Origin of the sequence: Bradyrhizobium sp. AUGA SZCCT0169 (assembly GCF_018130085.1) — a bacterium.
Lineage (GTDB): Bacteria > Pseudomonadota > Alphaproteobacteria > Rhizobiales > Xanthobacteraceae > Bradyrhizobium.
The window spans coordinates 222,751-240,783 of sequence record NZ_JAFCMC010000001.1; the positions used below are offsets into that span (position 1 = coordinate 222,751).

General features: G+C 63.3%; 18 protein-coding genes. 11 read left to right on the top strand and 7 right to left on the bottom strand.

The genetic code is table 11. The annotated features are described in order from the left end of the window. The first annotated feature begins 66 nt into the window (after positions 1 to 66). On the top strand, positions 67 to 531 hold the full coding sequence (locus JQ609_RS01065) for a YHS domain-containing (seleno)protein (RefSeq protein WP_249119418.1): 465 nt from the start codon (positions 67 to 69) through the stop codon (positions 529 to 531). A gap of 1 nt (position 532) precedes the next feature. Here JQ609_RS01065 and JQ609_RS01070 read toward each other — a convergent pair whose 3' ends face one another. Further along, entirely contained in the window at positions 533 to 1,360 is an 828-nt protein-coding gene (locus JQ609_RS01070) for a 3'(2'),5'-bisphosphate nucleotidase CysQ (protein WP_212271703.1), read from the bottom strand. 182 nt (positions 1,361 to 1,542) lie between these two features. On the opposite strand from JQ609_RS01070, the gene chpT reads away from it, so the two are divergent. The 6 genes from chpT (at position 1,543) to JQ609_RS01100 (ending at position 8,277) form a co-directional block, all read left to right on the top strand. Further along, on the top strand, positions 1,543 to 2,190 hold the full coding sequence (gene chpT, locus JQ609_RS01075) for a histidine phosphotransferase ChpT (protein ID WP_212271704.1): 648 nt from the start codon (positions 1,543 to 1,545) through the stop codon (positions 2,188 to 2,190). Between the two features lie 194 nt (positions 2,191 to 2,384). Next, positions 2,385 to 5,141, top strand: a complete 2,757-nt coding sequence (locus JQ609_RS01080) for a hybrid sensor histidine kinase/response regulator (RefSeq protein WP_212271705.1) — start codon at positions 2,385 to 2,387, stop codon at positions 5,139 to 5,141. An 18-nt stretch (positions 5,142 to 5,159) separates the two neighbouring features. Further along, positions 5,160 to 5,630: a chemotaxis protein CheW gene (locus JQ609_RS01085; RefSeq protein WP_212271706.1), complete on the top strand. Its 471-nt coding sequence runs from the start codon at positions 5,160 to 5,162 to the stop codon at positions 5,628 to 5,630. A gap of 74 nt (positions 5,631 to 5,704) precedes the next feature. Next, a complete protein-coding gene (locus JQ609_RS01090) occupies positions 5,705 to 6,070 on the top strand; it encodes a PleD family two-component system response regulator (protein WP_192739881.1) in 366 nt (121 codons plus the stop codon). A gap of 141 nt (positions 6,071 to 6,211) precedes the next feature. Further along, the gene (locus JQ609_RS01095; RefSeq protein WP_212271707.1) at positions 6,212 to 7,399 is read left to right on the top strand and encodes a chemotaxis response regulator protein-glutamate methylesterase; all 1,188 of its coding nucleotides are present in this window, start codon (positions 6,212 to 6,214) and stop codon (positions 7,397 to 7,399) included. Continuing rightward, positions 7,396 to 8,277 carry a protein-glutamate O-methyltransferase CheR gene (locus JQ609_RS01100; protein ID WP_212271708.1) on the top strand — a complete coding sequence of 294 codons (882 nt, stop codon included), beginning with the start codon at positions 7,396 to 7,398 and terminating at the stop codon, positions 8,275 to 8,277. Before JQ609_RS01095 ends, JQ609_RS01100 begins: the two co-directional genes overlap by 4 nt. A gap of 22 nt (positions 8,278 to 8,299) precedes the next feature. Here the strand turns inward: JQ609_RS01100 and JQ609_RS01105 are convergent, their stop codons facing one another. The 4 genes from JQ609_RS01105 to ctrA all read right to left on the bottom strand — a co-directional run bounded on the left by JQ609_RS01105 (position 8,300) and on the right by ctrA (position 11,191). Beyond that, a complete protein-coding gene (locus JQ609_RS01105; RefSeq protein WP_212271709.1) occupies positions 8,300 to 9,457 on the bottom strand; it encodes a glutathionylspermidine synthase family protein in 1,158 nt (385 codons plus the stop codon). A gap of 5 nt (positions 9,458 to 9,462) precedes the next feature. Further along, positions 9,463 to 9,900, bottom strand: coding sequence for a hypothetical protein (locus tag JQ609_RS01110; RefSeq protein ID WP_212210149.1), 438 nt, complete (start codon positions 9,898 to 9,900; stop codon positions 9,463 to 9,465). A gap of 2 nt (positions 9,901 to 9,902) precedes the next feature. Next, on the bottom strand, positions 9,903 to 10,307 hold the full coding sequence (locus JQ609_RS01115) for a DUF350 domain-containing protein (RefSeq protein WP_212210150.1): 405 nt from the start codon (positions 10,305 to 10,307) through the stop codon (positions 9,903 to 9,905). A gap of 182 nt (positions 10,308 to 10,489) precedes the next feature. Further along, positions 10,490 to 11,191, bottom strand: coding sequence for a response regulator transcription factor CtrA (ctrA, locus tag JQ609_RS01120; protein WP_015688285.1), 702 nt, complete (start codon positions 11,189 to 11,191; stop codon positions 10,490 to 10,492). Between the two features lie 365 nt (positions 11,192 to 11,556). Here ctrA and fliI point away from each other — a divergent pair, with 365 nt between their 5' ends. From fliI to JQ609_RS01140, 4 genes are all read left to right on the top strand, one after another. After that, the gene (gene fliI, locus JQ609_RS01125; RefSeq protein ID WP_212210151.1) at positions 11,557 to 12,879 is read left to right on the top strand and encodes a flagellar protein export ATPase FliI; all 1,323 of its coding nucleotides are present in this window, start codon (positions 11,557 to 11,559) and stop codon (positions 12,877 to 12,879) included. A 109-nt stretch (positions 12,880 to 12,988) separates the two neighbouring features. Next, positions 12,989 to 13,408: a flagellar export protein FliJ gene (gene fliJ / locus JQ609_RS01130; RefSeq protein WP_212271710.1), complete on the top strand. Its 420-nt coding sequence runs from the start codon at positions 12,989 to 12,991 to the stop codon at positions 13,406 to 13,408. A gap of 177 nt (positions 13,409 to 13,585) precedes the next feature. Continuing rightward, positions 13,586 to 14,131, top strand: coding sequence for a sigma-70 family RNA polymerase sigma factor (locus JQ609_RS01135; protein ID WP_212271711.1), 546 nt, complete (start codon positions 13,586 to 13,588; stop codon positions 14,129 to 14,131). A 58-nt stretch (positions 14,132 to 14,189) separates the two neighbouring features. Continuing rightward, positions 14,190 to 15,089, top strand: a complete 900-nt coding sequence (locus JQ609_RS01140; RefSeq protein ID WP_212271712.1) for an anti-sigma factor domain-containing protein — start codon at positions 14,190 to 14,192, stop codon at positions 15,087 to 15,089. Between the two features lie 158 nt (positions 15,090 to 15,247). Here the strand turns inward: JQ609_RS01140 and JQ609_RS01145 are convergent, their stop codons facing one another. Together JQ609_RS01145 and flhA are read right to left on the bottom strand one after the other, a co-directional pair. Then, complete coding sequence (locus JQ609_RS01145) at positions 15,248 to 15,454, bottom strand: hypothetical protein (protein ID WP_212210153.1); 207 nt, start codon at positions 15,452 to 15,454, stop codon at positions 15,248 to 15,250. Positions 15,455 to 15,772: 318 nt separating this feature from the next. Further along, a complete protein-coding gene (gene flhA / locus JQ609_RS01150) occupies positions 15,773 to 17,905 on the bottom strand; it encodes a flagellar biosynthesis protein FlhA (RefSeq protein WP_212210154.1) in 2,133 nt (710 codons plus the stop codon). Positions 17,906 to 18,033 lie beyond the last annotated feature (128 nt).

The window sequence follows — 18,033 nt, forward strand, 5'->3', positions numbered from 1 at the left end:
ACTCGTATGTTATCGGTATCAACTATGACGGCACAACGGCAGGAAAGATATGGTTGGCGCCCCGGAATGGCCATTTTCGCCCTGTGGGCAGGCTTTTTCGGCGTTCTCTGCCATGATTTCACCGCCCTTGCCGCGACCACCGAACGCGTGGTGGTCAATCGCTATTCCGGCCTTGCGATCGAGGGGTTTGATCCCGTCGCCTATTTCACCGATTCCGTGGCCGTCCAGGGCGTGGCGGATTTCGAGGCCGCCGAGGCCGGCGCCGTCTGGCGCTTTCGCAACGAGGGCAATCGCGCTTCCTTTGTCGCCCACCCCGAGGTCTATGGCCCCCAGTTCGGCGGCTACGATCCGGTCGATCTCGGGCGAGGCGTTACCTATGCCGGTAACCCGCGGTTCTGGGCGGTCGCAGGCCAGCGGCTCTTTCTGTTCGGCCGCGAGGAAAACCGCGATGCTTTCAAGGCCGATCCTTCGCGTTTCCTGAAAGACGCCGCCGCCCACTGGCCTCGGCTCGAACAGGGTCTGGCGCAGTAAATCAGAAGGAGGCCTCCGGATCGCCCCAGGCGATGAATTCCGGCACGATGAAATCTTCGCGGCCAGCACCAAAATGCAGCGCGGCGCCGGTTGAATTCGTGATCTTGCCGCCGGCGGCTGTAACCACCGCATGGCCCGCCGCCACATCCCATTCGCAGGTCGGCGACAGGCGGGGATAGATATCGACCGCGCCTTCCGCCACCCGGCCGAACTTGACCGCCGAACCGAGCTCGGCGCGCACCGCTCCGGGCCGTGCGGCAATAAAGGCTTCGGTGCGGTCATCACCATGCGAGCGGCTGACGGCCACGGTCCAGGCTTTTCCCCTGATCGGGCAGGGCCGCGTCCGGATCGGCTCGATCCGCGGCGCGCCGCCGTCAATAAGGGTCAGCCGCTCGGCGCCCCGGCCGACGATGCCGCGCCAGATCAATCCAAGTGCGGGCGCGCTGACGATGCCGAGCAGCGGCACCCCGGCGGTCACCAGCGCCAGGTTGACGGTGAATTCGGCGCGGCCGGCGACGAATTCCTTGGTGCCATCGAGCGGGTCGATCAGGAAGAAGCTGTCCTTGTAAGGCAGCTTCGCCAGATGCGTCCGCTCCTCGGACAATGACGGTATATTTGGCGCCAGCCGCGCCAGGCCTTCGCCGATGATGCGGTCGGCGGCGAGATCGGCTTCCGTGACCGGCGATCCGTCGGTCTTGCCATCGACCGTCATGGCGGCGCGGTTGACGGCAAGGATCGCGGCGCCGGCCCGGATCACCAGATCGGTCAGCGGCTCGATCAGGGCGCTGGCGGCCATATGATCGATAACGGACGGACTTGCCTCATTCATAAGCGGGCTCATTTGCTGTTGGTGTTCCCTTGACCGGTGCCGCCTGACGACGGGTACCGGCGCTCCTGTGCTGGCCGCACGCGCCTGCGCAGTGTATCAAACCACCGAGCATGCGTGATTCGTAATTGTCCGCCGGCAGTCTTGCAGCGATTGGGGACTGCGCGGCCTTCCAGGAAAATCTGATGTCTGACACTCCGTCTCCCGGCGTCGCTCCTGACGCCCTCGAACTTGCGGCACTGCTGTGTTCGCGGGTCTGTCATGATCTCATCAGTCCGGTTGGCGCCATCGTCAATGGGCTGGAGGTCCTCGACGACAATCCCAAGCCCGAAGATCGTGAATTCGCGCTCGATCTGATTCGCAAGAGCGCCAAGACCGCCTCGGCCCGGCTGCAGTTCTGCCGGCTGGCGTTCGGCGCGGCCGGCTCGGCCGGCGCGCAGATCGACCTCGGCGACGCCCAGACCATGGCGCGCGGCCATATCGAGGACGGCAAGATCGCCATCAGCTGGAATTTGCCGCGGCTGCTCTTGCCGAAGAACCGCGTCAAGCTGCTCCTGAACATGCTGGTCATTGCGCAGCAGACCATTCCGCGCGGCGGTACGCTGACCATCGACCCGATCGGCGACGGCGAGACGATGAGCTTTCGCGTCACCTCGGCCGGCCTCAACGCCCGCGTGCCGCAAAACATCGCTGACTTGCTGAGCGCAAGTTCGACCGCCGCGATCGATGCGCATGCGGTGCAGCCATATTATACCCGGCTTTTGGCGCAGGCCTGCGGGCTCGCCGTGACGCTCGCGCTCGACGGCGACAAGGTGCTCGTGACCGCCGCTTGAGCGCCGCCACGCGGCGATTATGGTTAACCAAAGGTTGATATTGGACGGCTGGATTCATTGCAGCCGTCTTATCTCTTTGTTGAGGCCGTTCTTTTCCATTTGCTCAACCAATATTAAACGCTTTGCATAGAAGCTGGCCAAGTTCCGTCGGGGCACGTCGATGTCGCGTGCCGGTGCGTGCGAAGGCCGGTTTCATGGATGATTTGTTGCGGGAATTTTTGACCGAGACCAGCGAGAGCCTGGATACGGTCGACAATCAGTTGGTGCGGTTCGAGCAGGACCCGAACAACGCGAAGATTCTGGATAACATCTTTCGCCTGGTGCACACGATCAAGGGTACCTGCGGCTTCCTCGGCCTGCCGAGGCTGGAAGCGCTGGCCCATGCCGGCGAGACCCTGATGGGCAAATTCCGCGACGGCATGCCGGTCACCGCCGGCGCCGTCACGCTGATCCTGTCCTCGATCGATCGCATCAAGGAAATCCTCGCAGGTCTCGAAGCCACCGAGAACGAGCCGGAAGGCAGCGACGAGGACCTGATCGAGAAGCTGCATCTGTTGGCGGAAGGCGGGGCGCACGATGCGCCGGCGGAAGCCATTGCCGAACCCGCCCCCATGATCGCTTCGCCCCCGGTTCAGCCCCAGGCTCCCAAGGAGACGCAAGTGGCTCACGGCACGCTGGTGGATCAGGTGCTGGAACGGCCGCTGCGTCCCGGCGAAGTCTCGCTCGATGAACTCGAGCGCGCCTTCCGCGAGACCGAAATCGAACTAGCTCCCGCGCCCGTCGCCAAGGCCGCAGTGTCGGCTCCGGCGCCGGAAGCCGCCCCGGCGAAGGTGGAAGCCAAAGCCAAGCCGGCCCGCAAGGCGGCCGCCGCCGCCGATGTCGGTGACGTCCAGGAGGCCGACAAGATCGCCAACCAGTCGATCCGCGTCAACGTGGACACGCTGGAACATCTGATGACCATGGTCTCCGAGCTGGTGCTGACCCGCAACCAGCTGTTGGAGATCTCCCGCCGCAACGAGGACACCGAGTTCAAGGTGCCGCTGCAGCGCCTCTCCAACGTCACCGCCGAACTGCAGGAAGGCGTCATGAAGACGCGGATGCAGCCGATCGGCAATGCCTGGCAGAAGCTGCCAAGGATCGTCCGCGACCTAAGCGGCGAACTCGGCAAGCAGATCGAACTCGAGATGCACGGCGCCGACACCGAACTTGATCGTCAAGTTCTCGACCTGATCAAGGACCCGCTCACCCATATGGTGCGCAACTCCGCCGATCATGGCCTCGAGACCCCGGCCGAGCGGGCCGCCTCCGGCAAGCCCGAGCAGGGCACCATTCGCCTCTCGGCCTATCACGAGGGCGGCCACATCATCATCTGCATCGCCGACAATGGCCGCGGGCTGAACACCGAGCGGATCAAGGCCAAGGCACTGCAGAACGGGCTCGTCTCCGAGGCCGAACTGGAGAAGATGACCGAAGCCCAGATCCACAAGTTCATCTTCGCGCCGGGCTTCTCCACCGCCGCCACCGTCACTAGCGTCTCCGGCCGCGGCGTCGGCATGGACGTGGTGCGCACCAATATCGACCAGATCGGCGGCACCATCGACATCAAGTCGGTGGCCGGCGAGGGCTCAAGCGTCACCATCAAGATCCCGCTGACGCTCGCCATCGTCTCGGCCCTGATCGTGGAAGCCGGCGGTGACCGCTTTGCGATACCCCAATTGTCTGTGGTCGAGCTGGTCCGCGCCCGCGCCAATTCCGAACACCGCATCGAGCGCATCAAGGACACCGCGGTCTTGCGGCTGCGCAACAAGCTGCTGCCGCTGATGCACCTGAAGAAGCTGCTCAAGATCGACGACGGTTCCTCCTCCGACCCCGAGAACGGTTTCATCGTGGTCACGCAAGTCGGCAGCCAGACCTTCGGCATCGTGGTCGACGGCGTGTTCCACACCGAAGAAATCGTGGTCAAGCCGATGTCGACCAAGTTGCGTCACATCGACATGTTCTCCGGCAACACCATCCTGGGCGATGGCGCCGTGATCATGATCATCGACCCCAACGGCTTTGCCAAGGCGCTCGGCGCCGCCGGCTCCTCTACCCAGGGGATGGCGGACGAGAACGCGGCGGCCCATGCCAACACCGGCGAACAGCTGACCTCGCTCTTGGTGTTCCGCGCCGGCTCGACCCAGCCCAAGGCGGTGCCGCTCGGCCTCGTCACCCGGCTGGAGGAGATCGCCACCGACAAGATCGAACTCAGTAACGGCCGCTACATGGTGCAGTACCGCGAGCAGCTGATGCCGCTGGTGCAGATGAACGGGGTCAACGTCCAAACCTCGGGCGCGCAGCCGATCCTGGTGTTCGCCGACGACGGCCGCTCGATGGGGCTGGTGGTCGACGAGATCATCGACATCGTCGAGGAGCGGCTGCACATCGAGGTCGCCGGTTCCAGCGAAGGCATTCTGGGTTCGGCCGTGATCAAGGGCCAGGCCACCGAAGTGATCGACGTCGGCCATTTCCTGCCCATGGCGTTTGCCGACTGGTTCTCCCGCAAGGAGATGCGCCCCTCGGTATCGGCGCAATCGGTGCTCTTGGTCGACGACTCAGCCTTCTTCCGCAACATGCTGGCGCCGGTGCTCAAAGCCGCCGGCTACCGGGTGCGGGTCGCCCCCAATGCGCAGGAAGGCCTCACCGCGCTGCGCTCGGGCCAGACTTTTGATGTGGTGCTGACCGACATCGAGATGCCCGACATGAACGGGTTCGAGTTTGCCGAGACGATCCGGGCCGACCAGCACTTAAGTGCGATGCCGATCATCGCGCTGTCCTCGATGGTCTCGCCGGCGGCGATCGAGCGCGGCCGGCAGGCCGGCTTCCACGATTACGTCGCCAAGTTCGACCGTCCCGGCCTGATCGCGGCGCTGAAGGAACAGACCGCCGGCGAGACCAGGCGCGCGGCATAAGGCCAAAGGCAAGACATCATGACAACCAAGACCGACACCATCGAGGGCACCGTGGTCGAATACGTCACCGCATTGATCGGCGGGCAATTGTTCGGCCTGCCGATCTCCCGCGTCCAGGACGTGTTCATGCCGGAACGGCTGACCCGCGTTCCCCTGTCCTCGGCCGAGATCGCCGGCGTGCTCAACCTGCGCGGCCGCATCGTCACGGTCGTCGACATGCGCGCCCGGCTCGGGCTGCCCAAAAACGACGACGGCAAGCCGCCGATGGCGGTTGGCGTCGACCTGCGCGGCGAGTCCTACGGCCTCTTGATCGACCAGATCGGCGAGGTGCTCCGGCTGCCGGACGACAGCCGCGAGGAAAACCCCGTCAATCTCGATCCCCGCATGGCCAAGCTCGCCGGCGGCGTCCACCGCCTCGACGGCCAGCTCATGGTCGTCCTCGATGTCGATCGCGTCCTCGAAATCGTGCCGGATCTGATGGCGGCATAAGAAGCAGAAGCAAGGCGAAGCGTACGTAACGTTTGGAAACGTCCCCCTTTGGGGAATGGAAGTAGAGGCCGAAAATGAGAACATGTCTCGTCGTCGATGACTCAAGCGTCATTCGAAAGGTCGCACGCCGTATCCTGGAAGGTCTTGATTTCCAGATCATCGAAGCCGAGGACGGCGCGAAAGCGCTGGACGCCTGCAAGCGCGCCATGCCCGAGGCCGTCCTGCTCGACTGGAACATGCCCGTGATGGACGGTTATGAATTCCTCGGCAATCTGCGCCGCATGCCCGGCGGTGATGCGCCCAAGGTGGTGTTCTGTACCACCGAAAATGATGTCGCGCACATCGCACGCGCGCTGCACGCCGGTGCCAACGAATACATCATGAAGCCGTTCGACAAGGACATCGTCACCGCGAAGTTCCAGGAAGTCGGCCTGATCTGATCTGCGGAGCATGATCCGGAAAAGTGGAAACCGGTTTTTCGAAAAGATCATGCTCAAATAAGAAGTGCTTCGATCCGGCGGCTCAACGGCCCTCGGCCTTTCCTTGCTAAGTGTGCCGTTCGAGTCGTTCCTGGTGAAGTAATGAGTACTGCGTTGACAAGTGCCCCGGCTCCGACTTCGACACGGCAGGACAAGCTGCGTGTTATGGTGGTCGACGACAGCGTCGTCATCCGCGGGATGATCTCGCGCTGGATCGGAGCTGAGCCGGATATGGAGGTCGTCGCCTCCCTGCGCACCGGCCTCGACGCCGTCAACCAGCTCGAACGCATCAATCCCGACGTCGCCGTGCTCGATATCGAAATGCCGGAGCTCGACGGCATTTCCGCGCTGCCGAAACTGCTGGCGAAGAAGCGCGATCTCATCATCATCATGGCCTCGACGCTGACCCGCCGCAATGCGGAGATCAGCTTCAAGGCGCTCTCGCTTGGCGCCTCCGACTACATTCCAAAGCCCGAAAGCACGCGCGAGGCTTCCGCCGCCGAAACTTTTCGCCACGATCTGATTCAGAAGATCCGTCACCTCGGCGCCAAGATCCGCCGCAGTGCGCATGCACACGCGCCGGCGAGTCCGCCGCTGGCGCCGGCTCACCACGACAAGCTGCGGGAAACCGCAGCCCGTGCGCCGTTGGCTTCGCCGGCACCGGCTGCACATCCGGCGCCGGCACGCCGTCCGTTCAGCATGCTGGCGCCGCGCGTGCTCCTGATCGGCTCGTCGACCGGTGGCCCGCAGGCGCTGATGTCGCTGGTCACCGAAATCGGGCCGGTGATCGACCGTTTCCCGGTTCTGATCACGCAGCATATGCCGCCGACCTTCACCACGATTCTCGCCGAGCATCTGGCGCGTTCGAGCCGGCGGCCGGCGCATGAGGCGGTCGATGGCGAAATCGTCAAGGCCGGCCGGATCTATCTCGCGCCGGGCGGCCGTCACATGAAAGTAGTGCGTCATGGCGCCGAGGCGGCAATCGCGCTCGACGACGGACCGCCAGTGAATTTCTGCAAGCCTGCGGTCGATCCGCTGTTCACCTCCGCGATCGATGTCTGGCAGGGCGGCATCATGTCTGTGATCCTGACCGGCATGGGCTCCGACGGCATGCGCGGCGGCAAGGATATCGTCGCGGCCGGCGGCAGCGTGATTGCCCAGGACGAGGCGACGAGTGTGGTGTGGGGCATGCCGGGTGCGGCCGCGAATGCCGGCATTTGCGCCGCGATATTGCCGCTCAATCAGATCGCGCCGAAACTGGTTCGGTTGTTTTCGGGAGATCGTTCGTGACGCCTCAGGACTATGAGTATCTGCGTAAGCTTCTGAAAGAGCGTTCCGGGCTGGACCTGTCCGCCGACAAGCAATATCTGGTCGAGAGCCGTCTGGTGCCGCTGGCACGCAAGGAGAGCCTTGCCGGTATCCCCGAGCTCGTTCAGAAGATGAAGGTCGGCGCCGAGGCGCTGACGGCCGAGGTGGTCGAAGCGATGACCACCAACGAGACCTTCTTCTTTCGGGACAAGCTTCCGTTCGATCATCTGAAAGAGGCGGTTCTTCCGGCGCTGGCGCAGGCGCGCGCGGCGCGTCGTTCCCTGCGCATCTGGTGCGCGGCTTCCTCCACCGGGCAGGAGCCATATTCGATTGCGATGTGCCTGAAGGAGGCCGGCGCCATGCTGGCGGGCTGGCGCACCGAGATTGTCGCGACCGACCTTTCGCTCGCCGTGCTGGAAAAATCCAAGGCCGGCATCTTCAGCCAGTTCGAGGTGCAGCGCGGCCTGCCGATCCAGATGCTGGTGAAATATTTCACGCAGAATGGCGAGCTGTGGCAGCTCAACGCCGACATCCGCAGCATGGTGCAGCACCGTCAGTTGAACCTGCTGCAGGATTTTTCTCACCTCGGCACGTTCGACGTGATCTTCTGCCGCAACGTCCTGATCTATTTCGACCAGGACACCAAAGCCAAAATCTTCGAACGCATCTCGCGGATGCTCGAGCCCGATGGCGTGCTGGCGCTGGGGGCCGCCGAATCCGTGGTCGGAATCACCAACGCCTTCAAGCCCTATCCGGATCGGCGCGGGCTCTATCGTCCGAACGCAGCACCAACTGTTGTGCGCCCCGGAATAGCGACCCTGGTGCCGCAGGCGCCGAGGTCGATTGCTTCGGCGCGCTGATCTATCGGTCTATCGACATCAGCTAGAGGATCGCGTGCGGCACGAACCGTGACGTGTTGCCGGTGATCGGATTCTCGTCCTCGCGGATCGATAGTCCGCACGGTGTGTGATTGATCAGCCAGCTTCCAAGCACCGGGTATTGGTCGGAAAAGCTCGGCAGCGACGCGAAACCCTGCAGGATGAATCCTTCCGCCCCATACGGGCCTTGCTGTTCCATCAGCGTCGAGCCGGCGCTGACGAGCGTAACATTGGCGCCTTCGCGCGAATAAAGCGGCTTGCGCACGAAGGAGGAGCCGAGCATTGCCGCCTTCGGATCGTCCTCGAAATAGGCCGGCAGCAAATTGGGGTGTTTTGGGAACATCTCCCAGAGCAGCGGAAGAATGCCCTTGTTGGACAGGATCGCTTTCCACGGCGGCTCGATCCAGCGCGTCGGCGCGCTCGACAGATTTGCGCCGAACGTGTCTTGAAACATCCATTCCCAGGGGTAGAGCTTGAAGGCAAGCTCAATGCCGCGATCCTCGAGATCGACGAACCGGCCATCGCCCCCGAGGCCAACGTCCTTGATGTCCATCAGCGTGGTCTTCAATCCGGCCTGACTCGCGGTGTCCTGCAGATAGGCCAGCGTGCCGGCGTCCTCGGCATTGTCGGTCATCCCGGTCAGATGCAGGTGCTTTGCGCCGCCGTGTTTTCTCCAGGCGTCGATCAGCCGTTCATGGATCGAGTTGAACTGGTCGGCGCGCTTCGGGATGATGTTGCGCTCCATCGCCTGTTCGAGCCAGGTCCACTGGAAAACCGCCGCTTCGAAGATCGAGGTCGGCGTATCCGCGTTGTACTCCAGCAGTTTCGCCGGGCTCCAACCGTCGTAGCTGAGGTCCAGCCGGCCATAGAGACTTGCGTCGCGGCGGTGCCAGCTCGCCGACAGCAGCGGCCAGAAGGCTTCTGGTATTTTCAGCCGGCGGAGATGTCTTTCGTCGTTGATCGCGCGGCCGACCACCTCGAGGCACATCGCCTCGATCTCGCCGGTGGGCGCCTCGATCCGCCGTTCAATTTCGTTCAGCGTGAACGCGTAATAGGCCCGTTCGTCCCAATAACGCTCGCCGTCGATAGTGTGAAAAGTGAAGCCGGCGCTTTCGGCGGTGGCACGCCAGTCGTCACGTTCGGGGCAGGAGATGCGCTGCATGGAATTCAGCCACCCGAGAAGCCGACGGCGTGCCCGAACGAACCGAAGCCGCCGCGCTGCGCGCTGTGCGAGCCGGAGTCGGAGATGCCCGAGGATGAAGAGGATGAATGGCTCGTGGACGAATCGCTGCCGTAATAGCTGCTGCGTGAGGATGAGGACCATCCACCACCGGAGCCGCCGGAGCTGCTGGATGAAGATCCGCGCTGCTGGCATTCGGCGGCGCTGTTTTGCAGCAGCGACGGCTGCGGTGTGTTCGGCGAAGGCTCGCATTTGTTGCGCGGCATCAGCGTGTAGGCGACGCTGCCGACCGCAAGCGTGCCCATCAGAAACAGCGCGACGTGGCCGGAACGCTTGGCCGGCGGGCCCGACGACTGCGGCACAGGCGGCACCGATGGTTTGCGCGTCCCGAATTCGCTTGTGCGTTTGGGGGGCTTGTTCGCCATGGTCAGTAGATCATGCTGGCGGCGTTGAGTGCGCCCGCGGCCAGCGAGGCTAGGCCAAGCCAGATGGCGGCGGCAAGTTCGCCGCCTGCGATGCGCTGCGACAGGTTCGGCACCGGTATCTTGACGAGGTAAAAGACGATGATCTGCACGATCAGCGCGACGACAGCCCAGATCAGGCAATCCCAGACATTGGCGGAATGGGCGATGGCGCTGACCAAAGGCAGCGCGAAGCCGAGCAGGCTGAGCCCCAACGCGATCGCCGCTGCCGGATTGTTGTCGCGGATCAGCAGGAACTCGTCATGCGGCGTGACACGGGTATAGGCGAAGAGGTAGGCGGCCACGGCGACCAGCGCCGTACAGAAATAGACCAGAAACGCCGGCAGCCCGGCGAGGGATTGCAAGATCATTGATGACGCCCCGACTCGACCCATTCCCACGTTCGCACGACCCATTGGTCGGTGCATCGGAGACGTCGGTTCAATCCCAAAGAATCTGCCAAACAACATTCCGCCCAAAAACAAAAACCCCGCCATTCGCGGCGGGGTCCAGTCGGGAGGAGTGAGCCTTGCGGCTCGCCGTAAACCTAAGGTCAGGCGGGAATGCGTTCTTCCTGTTCGTGCGGCTCGCGCAGCACGTAGCCGCGGCCCCACACGGTCTCGATGAAGTTGCGGCCTTCGGAAGCGTTCGCCAGCTTCTTGCGCAGCTTGCAGATGAAGACGTCGATGATCTTCAGCTCGGGCTCGTCCATGCCGCCGTAGAGGTGGTTGAGGAACATTTCCTTGGTGAGCGTGGTACCCTTGCGGAGCGAGAGCAGCTCCAGCATCTGGTATTCCTTGCCCGTCAGATGGACGCGCTGGCCACCGACTTCGACGGTCTTGGTGTCGAGGTTGACGACGAGATCGCCGGTCTGGATCACCGATTGCGCATGACCCTTGGAACGGCGCACGATCGCGTGGATGCGGGCGACCAGTTCGTCCTTGTGGAAGGGTTTGGTCATGTAGTCGTCGGCGCCAACGCCGAGACCCTTGACCTTGTCCTCGATGCCGGCGAGGCCGGAGAGGATCAGAATGGGGGTCTTGATCTTCGACACCCGAAGCTGCTTGAGCACGTCGTAACCGGACATGTCGGGCAAATTGAGGTCGAGAAGGATAATGTCGTAATCGTAAAGCTTACCGAGATCGACGCCTTCTTCTCCGAGATCCGTCGTATAGACGTTGAAACTCTCGGATTTAAGCATCAGCTCGATCGACTGCGCGACGGCGCTGTCATCTTCTATCAGCAAAACGCGCATGCCAGTCCCCTATAGTCGCCGCTCCGGGCGTCAGGTCGGCCGCACTTGCGGCACTCAAAACGCCTTTGAACAACTGATTCGGATCCTGACGACATATGGTTAACAAATACTGATTCGTGTTCGCAAGCTCTAACCGTGCAATTTTTATCGAATCGCCGTAAGATGTTGCGTCGAAGCAGCTTTTCCTTACCGTTCTCGTTCAAGTTCCACATTAAGAGACGGGCCTAACCGACTCCCGCGACTCATCCTTCTTCTGATGGGCGAGCGCTCTCAGTCACCAAAGACAGTGACGCAATGATTAACGATGCGGGTAAACACGAGGTTAAGCGCCCCTTTCAAACACGCGGAAACTTAAGGTTTTCGCAATGAAGGCACTCGCGGAACAGATCGGCGACGTCGACGGCGTCAATATATATGGCCGTGTGATCGGCGTGCGCGGGCTGATGGTCGAGATCGCGGGGCCGATCCATGCGATGTCGGTCGGCGCCCGGATCGTGATCGAGACCGGCGGCAGCTTCATTCCGGCCGAGGTGATCGGCTTCTCCGGGAACAATGCGGTGGTGATGCCGTTCGCCGGCCTCGAGGGCGTCAGGCGCGGCTGCCGCGCCGTGATCGCCAATGCCGCGGGGCAGGTGCGGCCCTCGCCATCCTGGCTCGGCCGCGTGCTCAACGCGATGGGGGAACCGATCGACGGCAAGGGGCCGCTGACGCAGGGGCCATCGCCGATGCCGTATCGGAACTCGCCGCCGCCAGCGCATTCGCGCCAGCGGGTCGGCGCCCCGCTCGATCTTGGCGTGCGCGCCTTGAATACGTTCCTGACCTGCTGCCGCGGCCAACGGCTCGGCATCTTCGCCGGATCCGGCGTCGGCAAATCGGTGCTGCTGTCGATGCTGGCGCGTAACGTCGATGCCGATATCACGGTCATCGGGCTGATCGGCGAACGCGGCCGCGAGGTGCAGGAATTCCTGCAGGACGACCTTGGCGACGAGGGTCTGGCGCGTTCGGTCGTGGTGGTGGCGACCTCCGACGAGCCGGCCTTGATGCGCCGGCAGGCGGCCTATCTGACGCTCGCGATATCAGAATATTTTCGCGATGAAGGCAAGGACGTGCTGTGCCTGATGGATTCGGTGACGCGCTTTGCGATGGCGCAGCGCGAGATCGGGCTGTCGGCGGGTGAGCCGCCGACCGCCAAAGGCTATACGCCGACGGTGTTCACTGAACTACCGAAGCTCCTGGAGCGGGCAGGGCCGGGCACCAGCACCGGTACCATCACCGGCATTTTCACCGTGCTGGTCGACGGCGACGATCATAACGAGCCGATTGCGGACGCGGTGCGCGGCATCCTCGACGGTCACGTCGTGATGCAGCGATCGATCGCCGAGCGCGGGCGTTTTCCCGCGATCAACGTCCTCAAATCGGTCTCCCGCACCATGCCGAAATCGGCCGATCCGGCCTATCTTCCCGTGATCATGCGGGGGCGCCAGGTGATGGCGACCTACGCCGATATGGAGGAACTGATCCGGCTCGGCGCGTACCGGGCGGGGTCGAGCCCGGAGGTCGACGAGGCGATCCGGCTGCACGAGCCACTGGAAGGGTTTTTGCGGCAGGGCAAGGGCGAAAAAGCAAGCCTCGCCGACGGCTACCAGCAATTGGCGCAGATCCTGACTAGTTTGGAAACGGAACGCTAACTTTGTCAGGCCATCATCCCCGGCACATGAATAGTCTTGCTGGCGGGGCCCCCGGGGGAAGCCGGCTTTGTCCCGCGTTAAGATTGGGACTTCTGGGGAGTATGAGTCGATGAAGTCACGTGAAACGCTGATCCGCCTGAAGAAGTTTCAGGTCGATGAGAAGCGCCGAAGGGTTACCCAGATCGAAGGCATGATCGCTGATTTCCAGCGCATGTCTGTTGACCTCGAGCGCGAAATCCAGACCGAGCAGGACCGGGCCGGCATCAACGATCCGACCCATTTCGCCTATCCGACCTATGCCAAGGCGGCGATCCAGCGGCGCGAGAACCTGACCCGTTCGGCCGACGAACTGCGCATCCAGCTCGAGGATGCCAAGGCTCTGCTCGGCGAAGCCTTCGAGGAGCTCAAGAAGGTCGAACTGCTGGACGAGCGTGACCAGGCGCGCGAACGCGCCGAGGAGAACGCCCGCGAGCAGGCCGACATGGACTCCATCGGTCTGATGCGCGCCCGGCTCGGCGCCATCGCCTGACGCCTGACCTTCTCTCATCCGATCATCGACAACCCGGGCCGCAAGGTCCGGGTTTTTCTTTGATAATGTCCACAGACAGCCGTCTTGGTGGCTGGTTTGCTGCAAGGTATGCTAGGAGGGTTCTCGATGCTCCCGGCGTAAAGCGCGATGGGGGATCGCGATTTTGGGGGACGCTGAATGCTGACGCCAGCCGAGCTGGTTTGGCTGATTGCCGCTGTTGCGAAGGGGGATGAAGCTGCTTTCGAGCGGCTTTACGCCGCCACGCGCGCGAAACTCTTCGGTGTCGTCCTCCGTATCTTGCGCCGACAGGATCTCGCCGAGGAGGTCATTCAGGAGGCCTACGTCAAGATCTGGAACAGCGCCGGACAATTCAATCCGGCGCTTGCTTCACCGATAACGTGGATGGCGGCGATCGCGCGCAACCGGGCGATCGATGTCGTGCGCAAGAAGACCGAGGCCTCGATCGAGGAGGAGCCGACCGCGATGGAAGTGGCCGCCGATTCACCCGATCCGCTGGCGCGGCGCGAGATGACGGAAGAGCTGAAGCGGCTCTTGGAATGCGTCGGCCGTCTGGAGCCGGATCGGCAGAAGCTGGTGCTGCTGGCCTATTACAACGGCTGGAGCCGCGAGCAGCTGGCCGCCAAGTTCGAGACGCCGGTGAATACGGTGAAGACGTGGCTGCGCCGCAGCATCATGGATATCCGGGAATGTCTCGGGCTTTGAGTTTTGGATTTGAGTTTTTGGTTTTTGAGTTCTTGAAAGGTGTCCTGGACGTTAGATGATGGCCCATACCGAAGACCATATCGCGCTCGCCGCGGAATATGCGCTCGGCACCCTCGACGCCGACGAGCGCGCGCAGGTCGAAGCCATGATGGCCGTCGACACGGAATTCACCGCCGTGGTCCAGGCGTGGGAGTACAGGCTCGGCGTCCTCAACCAGATGGTCGGCTCGGTCGAGCCGCGGCCGATCGTCTGGGAGAATATTCAACGCGCGATCGGACATGCCGGACCGCAGGTGCCGCTGGCGCTGCCGGAAGCCGCCGCTGCTCCGCCGCCGGAAGCCGCCGCGCCTCCGCCGCCGGTGGATCCCCTGATGGCCGAAATGACCCAGGCCGCTGATAATTCCAACGTCGTCCAGTTGTCGGGCCGGGTGAAGCGCTGGCGCAATCTGGCGTCGTTCGCGACGGCTGCGGCCGCGGCGCTGATCGCGATGCTCGGCCTGCAGGTCTATTCGCCGGACTCGCTGCCCAACGCACTGCGTCCCAAGATCCGCACGCAGGTGGTCGAGGTCAAGTCGCCGCCGCTGCCGGCGCCGCCGTCGGCGCAGTACGTTGCGATATTGCAGCGGAACGGCGGTTCGCCGGCGTTCATCCTCACGGTCGACGCCGCCACCAAAAATTTCACCGTCCGCAAGGTCAACGCCGATGCGGAGGCCGGCAAGAGCTTCGAGCTTTGGCTGGTCTCCGACAAGCTGCCGCAGCCGCGCTCGCTGGGCGTGATCGGCGGCAGCGAGTTCACCGCGCGCAACGTGCTGGCGTCCTACGACGCCGGCACGATCAACGCCGCGACCTACGCGGTGACGGTCGAGCAGGCCGGCGGATCGCGTGACGGCAAGCCAAACTTGCCGCCGGTCTTCGCCGGCAAGCTGATCGAGACGGTGCCGGCCTCTCCGACGCGCTGACTTTGGACCCCTGTAATTGGGGACCCCCATAAAGAGAAAACGCCCGTGGGGAGCGGGCGTTTTCGTAGTCAACTTGGGGGTAGTTGGGGTCTTCTAGTACTTCACGTGGCGACTTTGGGGGGCTGTAAAGAGCCGCGTGAATTCGTGAATTCCTTTTGTTAGCGTACGACCGAATTGCCCGAGCTCGTGACCACGACCGGCTTGCCGGCCTTCATCACGCGGGTGCTCGCGGTCTGCTGGAAACCTTCCTCCGAAGTGGTGCGTGCCGAGATGCCGAAGCCGGCGACCAGGATGCCCACGACCAAAGCTACGACCACAATCTTGAGATGGGTCGTGCGGTCTGCGCTGTAGATCGAGTGGTTCATGGAAGTCTCCTGCCCGCCTTCCCCTGTGTCGAATTAGACAACCAACTCGACAAACAGGTTCAACGTCTCGACACAGGAAACGTAGGAATTCGCGGTTTCGTTCCACAGATGCGATCACAAGCCAGTGAAAAGACTTGAACGGCCGCGATCACTGAGCGGCGATGGCTGCCCAAAATGACAAATAATAAAACAATTACAGATTGTTAGACGTGCCCTGGCCTGTCGGGACGCAAAATCGACCACCTTGCCGGATTGTAACAAACCGTTTGCCTGTGGCGAAATTGCCTCGCGGCCCCCTTATCGATTTTCGCGGCGGAACTAAACGCTGCCGACCGTTTTCAGCCGGGCGCGAGGGTGGATTTCGGCCTGCGACAGCACGGTGGTCTGGGCGCGGAACCGCTCCACCAGCGAACGCACGAACGGGCGGATCGCCGCCGACGTCACCAGCACCGGCGCCTCGCCTTCCTGGGCGGCGCGCTCGAAGCTGACGCGCACCGCGGTCATGAACTCCGACAGTTTTGACGGCTGCATGGCGAGGCTGCGGTCTTCGCCGCTGCCGACGATCGATTCGGCGAACGCCTGCTCCCAGCGCGCCGACAGCGCGATCAGCGGCAGATAGCCGTTGTAGGAGGTATTCTGGGCGCAGATCTGGCGCGCCAGCCGGGCGCGGACGTGCTCGACCATGGTGGCGGGGTTGCGCGAGAACGCCAGCGCGTCGGCAATGCCCTCCAGGATGGTGGAGAGGTCGCGGATCGAGATCCGCTCGGACAAGAGCAGCTGCAACACGCGTTGAATGCCCGACATGGTGACCTGGCTCGGCACGATGTCCTTGACCAGTTCGCCCTGTTCCTTCGGCAGGTCCTTGATCAGCTTCTGCACCTCGCCATAGGACAGCAGGTCCGACATGTTGTTCTTCAACAGCTCGGTCAGATGCGTCGACAGCACGGTCGCGGCGTCGACGACGGTATAGCCCTTCAGCGACGCCTCTTCCTTCAGGCTGGCATCGACCCAGGTGGCGGGCAATCCAAAAGTCGGTTCGACGGTGTGGATGCCGGGCACGCCGACCTGGTTGCCGGCGGGGTCCATGACCATGAACTGGTTCGGCCAGATCTTGCCGCTGCCGGCGTCGACTTCCTTGATCTTGATCATGTAGGTGTTGGCCTCGAGCTGGACGTTGTCGAGGATGCGCACCGCGGGCATCACGAAGCCCATTTCGACCGCCAGCGAACGCCGCAGCGCCTTGATCTGTTCGGTGAGGCGGTCGGTGCCGTCGGGGCCGTTGACCAGCGGCAGCAGCGCATAGCCGAGCTCGATCTTGAGATCGTCGATCTTGAGCGAGTTGGCGATCGGCTCTTCCGCCGCCGCGCTGGCAGCCGCCGCGGCAATGTCGGGCGCGGCGAGTTCGGCAGCTTCAGCGGCCTTGGTGACGCGGTTGTGGTTGCGCGCCTTCCAGGCCAGGTAAGCGGCGCCGCCGCCGAGCGCCACGAATGGCAGCATCGGAATACCCGGCAGCAAGGCCAGCACCAGCATCACGCCGGCCGACATGCCGAGCGCCTGCGGATAGCCGGAGAGCTGCTTCATCAGCGCCTTGTCGGCGGCGCCGGTGATGCCGGCCTTGGAGACGAGCAGGCCCGCCGCGGTCGAGACGATCAGCGCCGGCACCTGGGTGACCAGGCCGTCGCCGACGGTCAGGATCGTGTAGGTGCGGGCGGCATCGCCGAAGCTCATGCCCTGCTGGGCGACGCCGATGATGATACCGCCGATGACGTTGATGAAGACGATCAAGAGGCCGGCGATGGCGTCGCCGCGCACGAATTTCGAGGCACCGTCCATGGCGCCGAAGAAGCCGCTTTCGTCTTCCAGTTCCTTGCGGCGCCGCTTGGCGGTGGCTTCGTCGATCAGGCCGGCGGAGAGATCCGCGTCGATCGCCATCTGCTTGCCGGGCATCGAGTCGAGCTGGAAGCGGGCCGCGACTTCGGCGATGCGGCCCGAACCCTTGGTGATGACGATGAAGTTCACGATCACCAGGATCGCGAACACGATAATTCCGATCACGAAATTACCGCCCATCACGAAATTGCCGAACGCCTCGATGACGTGGCCGGCCGCCGCCGTGCCTTCATGGCCGTGGCTCAGGATCAGCCGGGTCGAGGCCATGTTGAGCGACAGCCGCAGCATGGTCGAGATCAGCAGGACGGTCGGAAACGACGAGAATTCCAGCGGCGCCTGGATGAACAGCGCCGTCATCAGGATCAGGATCGACACCGTGATCGAGATCGCCAGAAACAGGTCGAGCACGATCGCGGGCAGCGGGAGGATCAGCACCACCAGGATGGTGAGGACGCCGAAGGCCAGCGCAAGATCGCCGCGCCGGAGCATGGTGCCGATTTCACTGAAGCTGGGGAAGCCGCCGCTTGCCCCTGTGCCCTGACCTGCCGTGACGTCGACCATGCTTGCAGCTCCTCGCGAATGGCGGCCGCGGCCGCCAGACGTCTTCGCGGCGGCCGAAGGGCCGCCGCTCCGTAAGTGAGGCACCGCACTGGCGTCCACGGGGTTCCTCCCGTTCTACGCGGCTGACG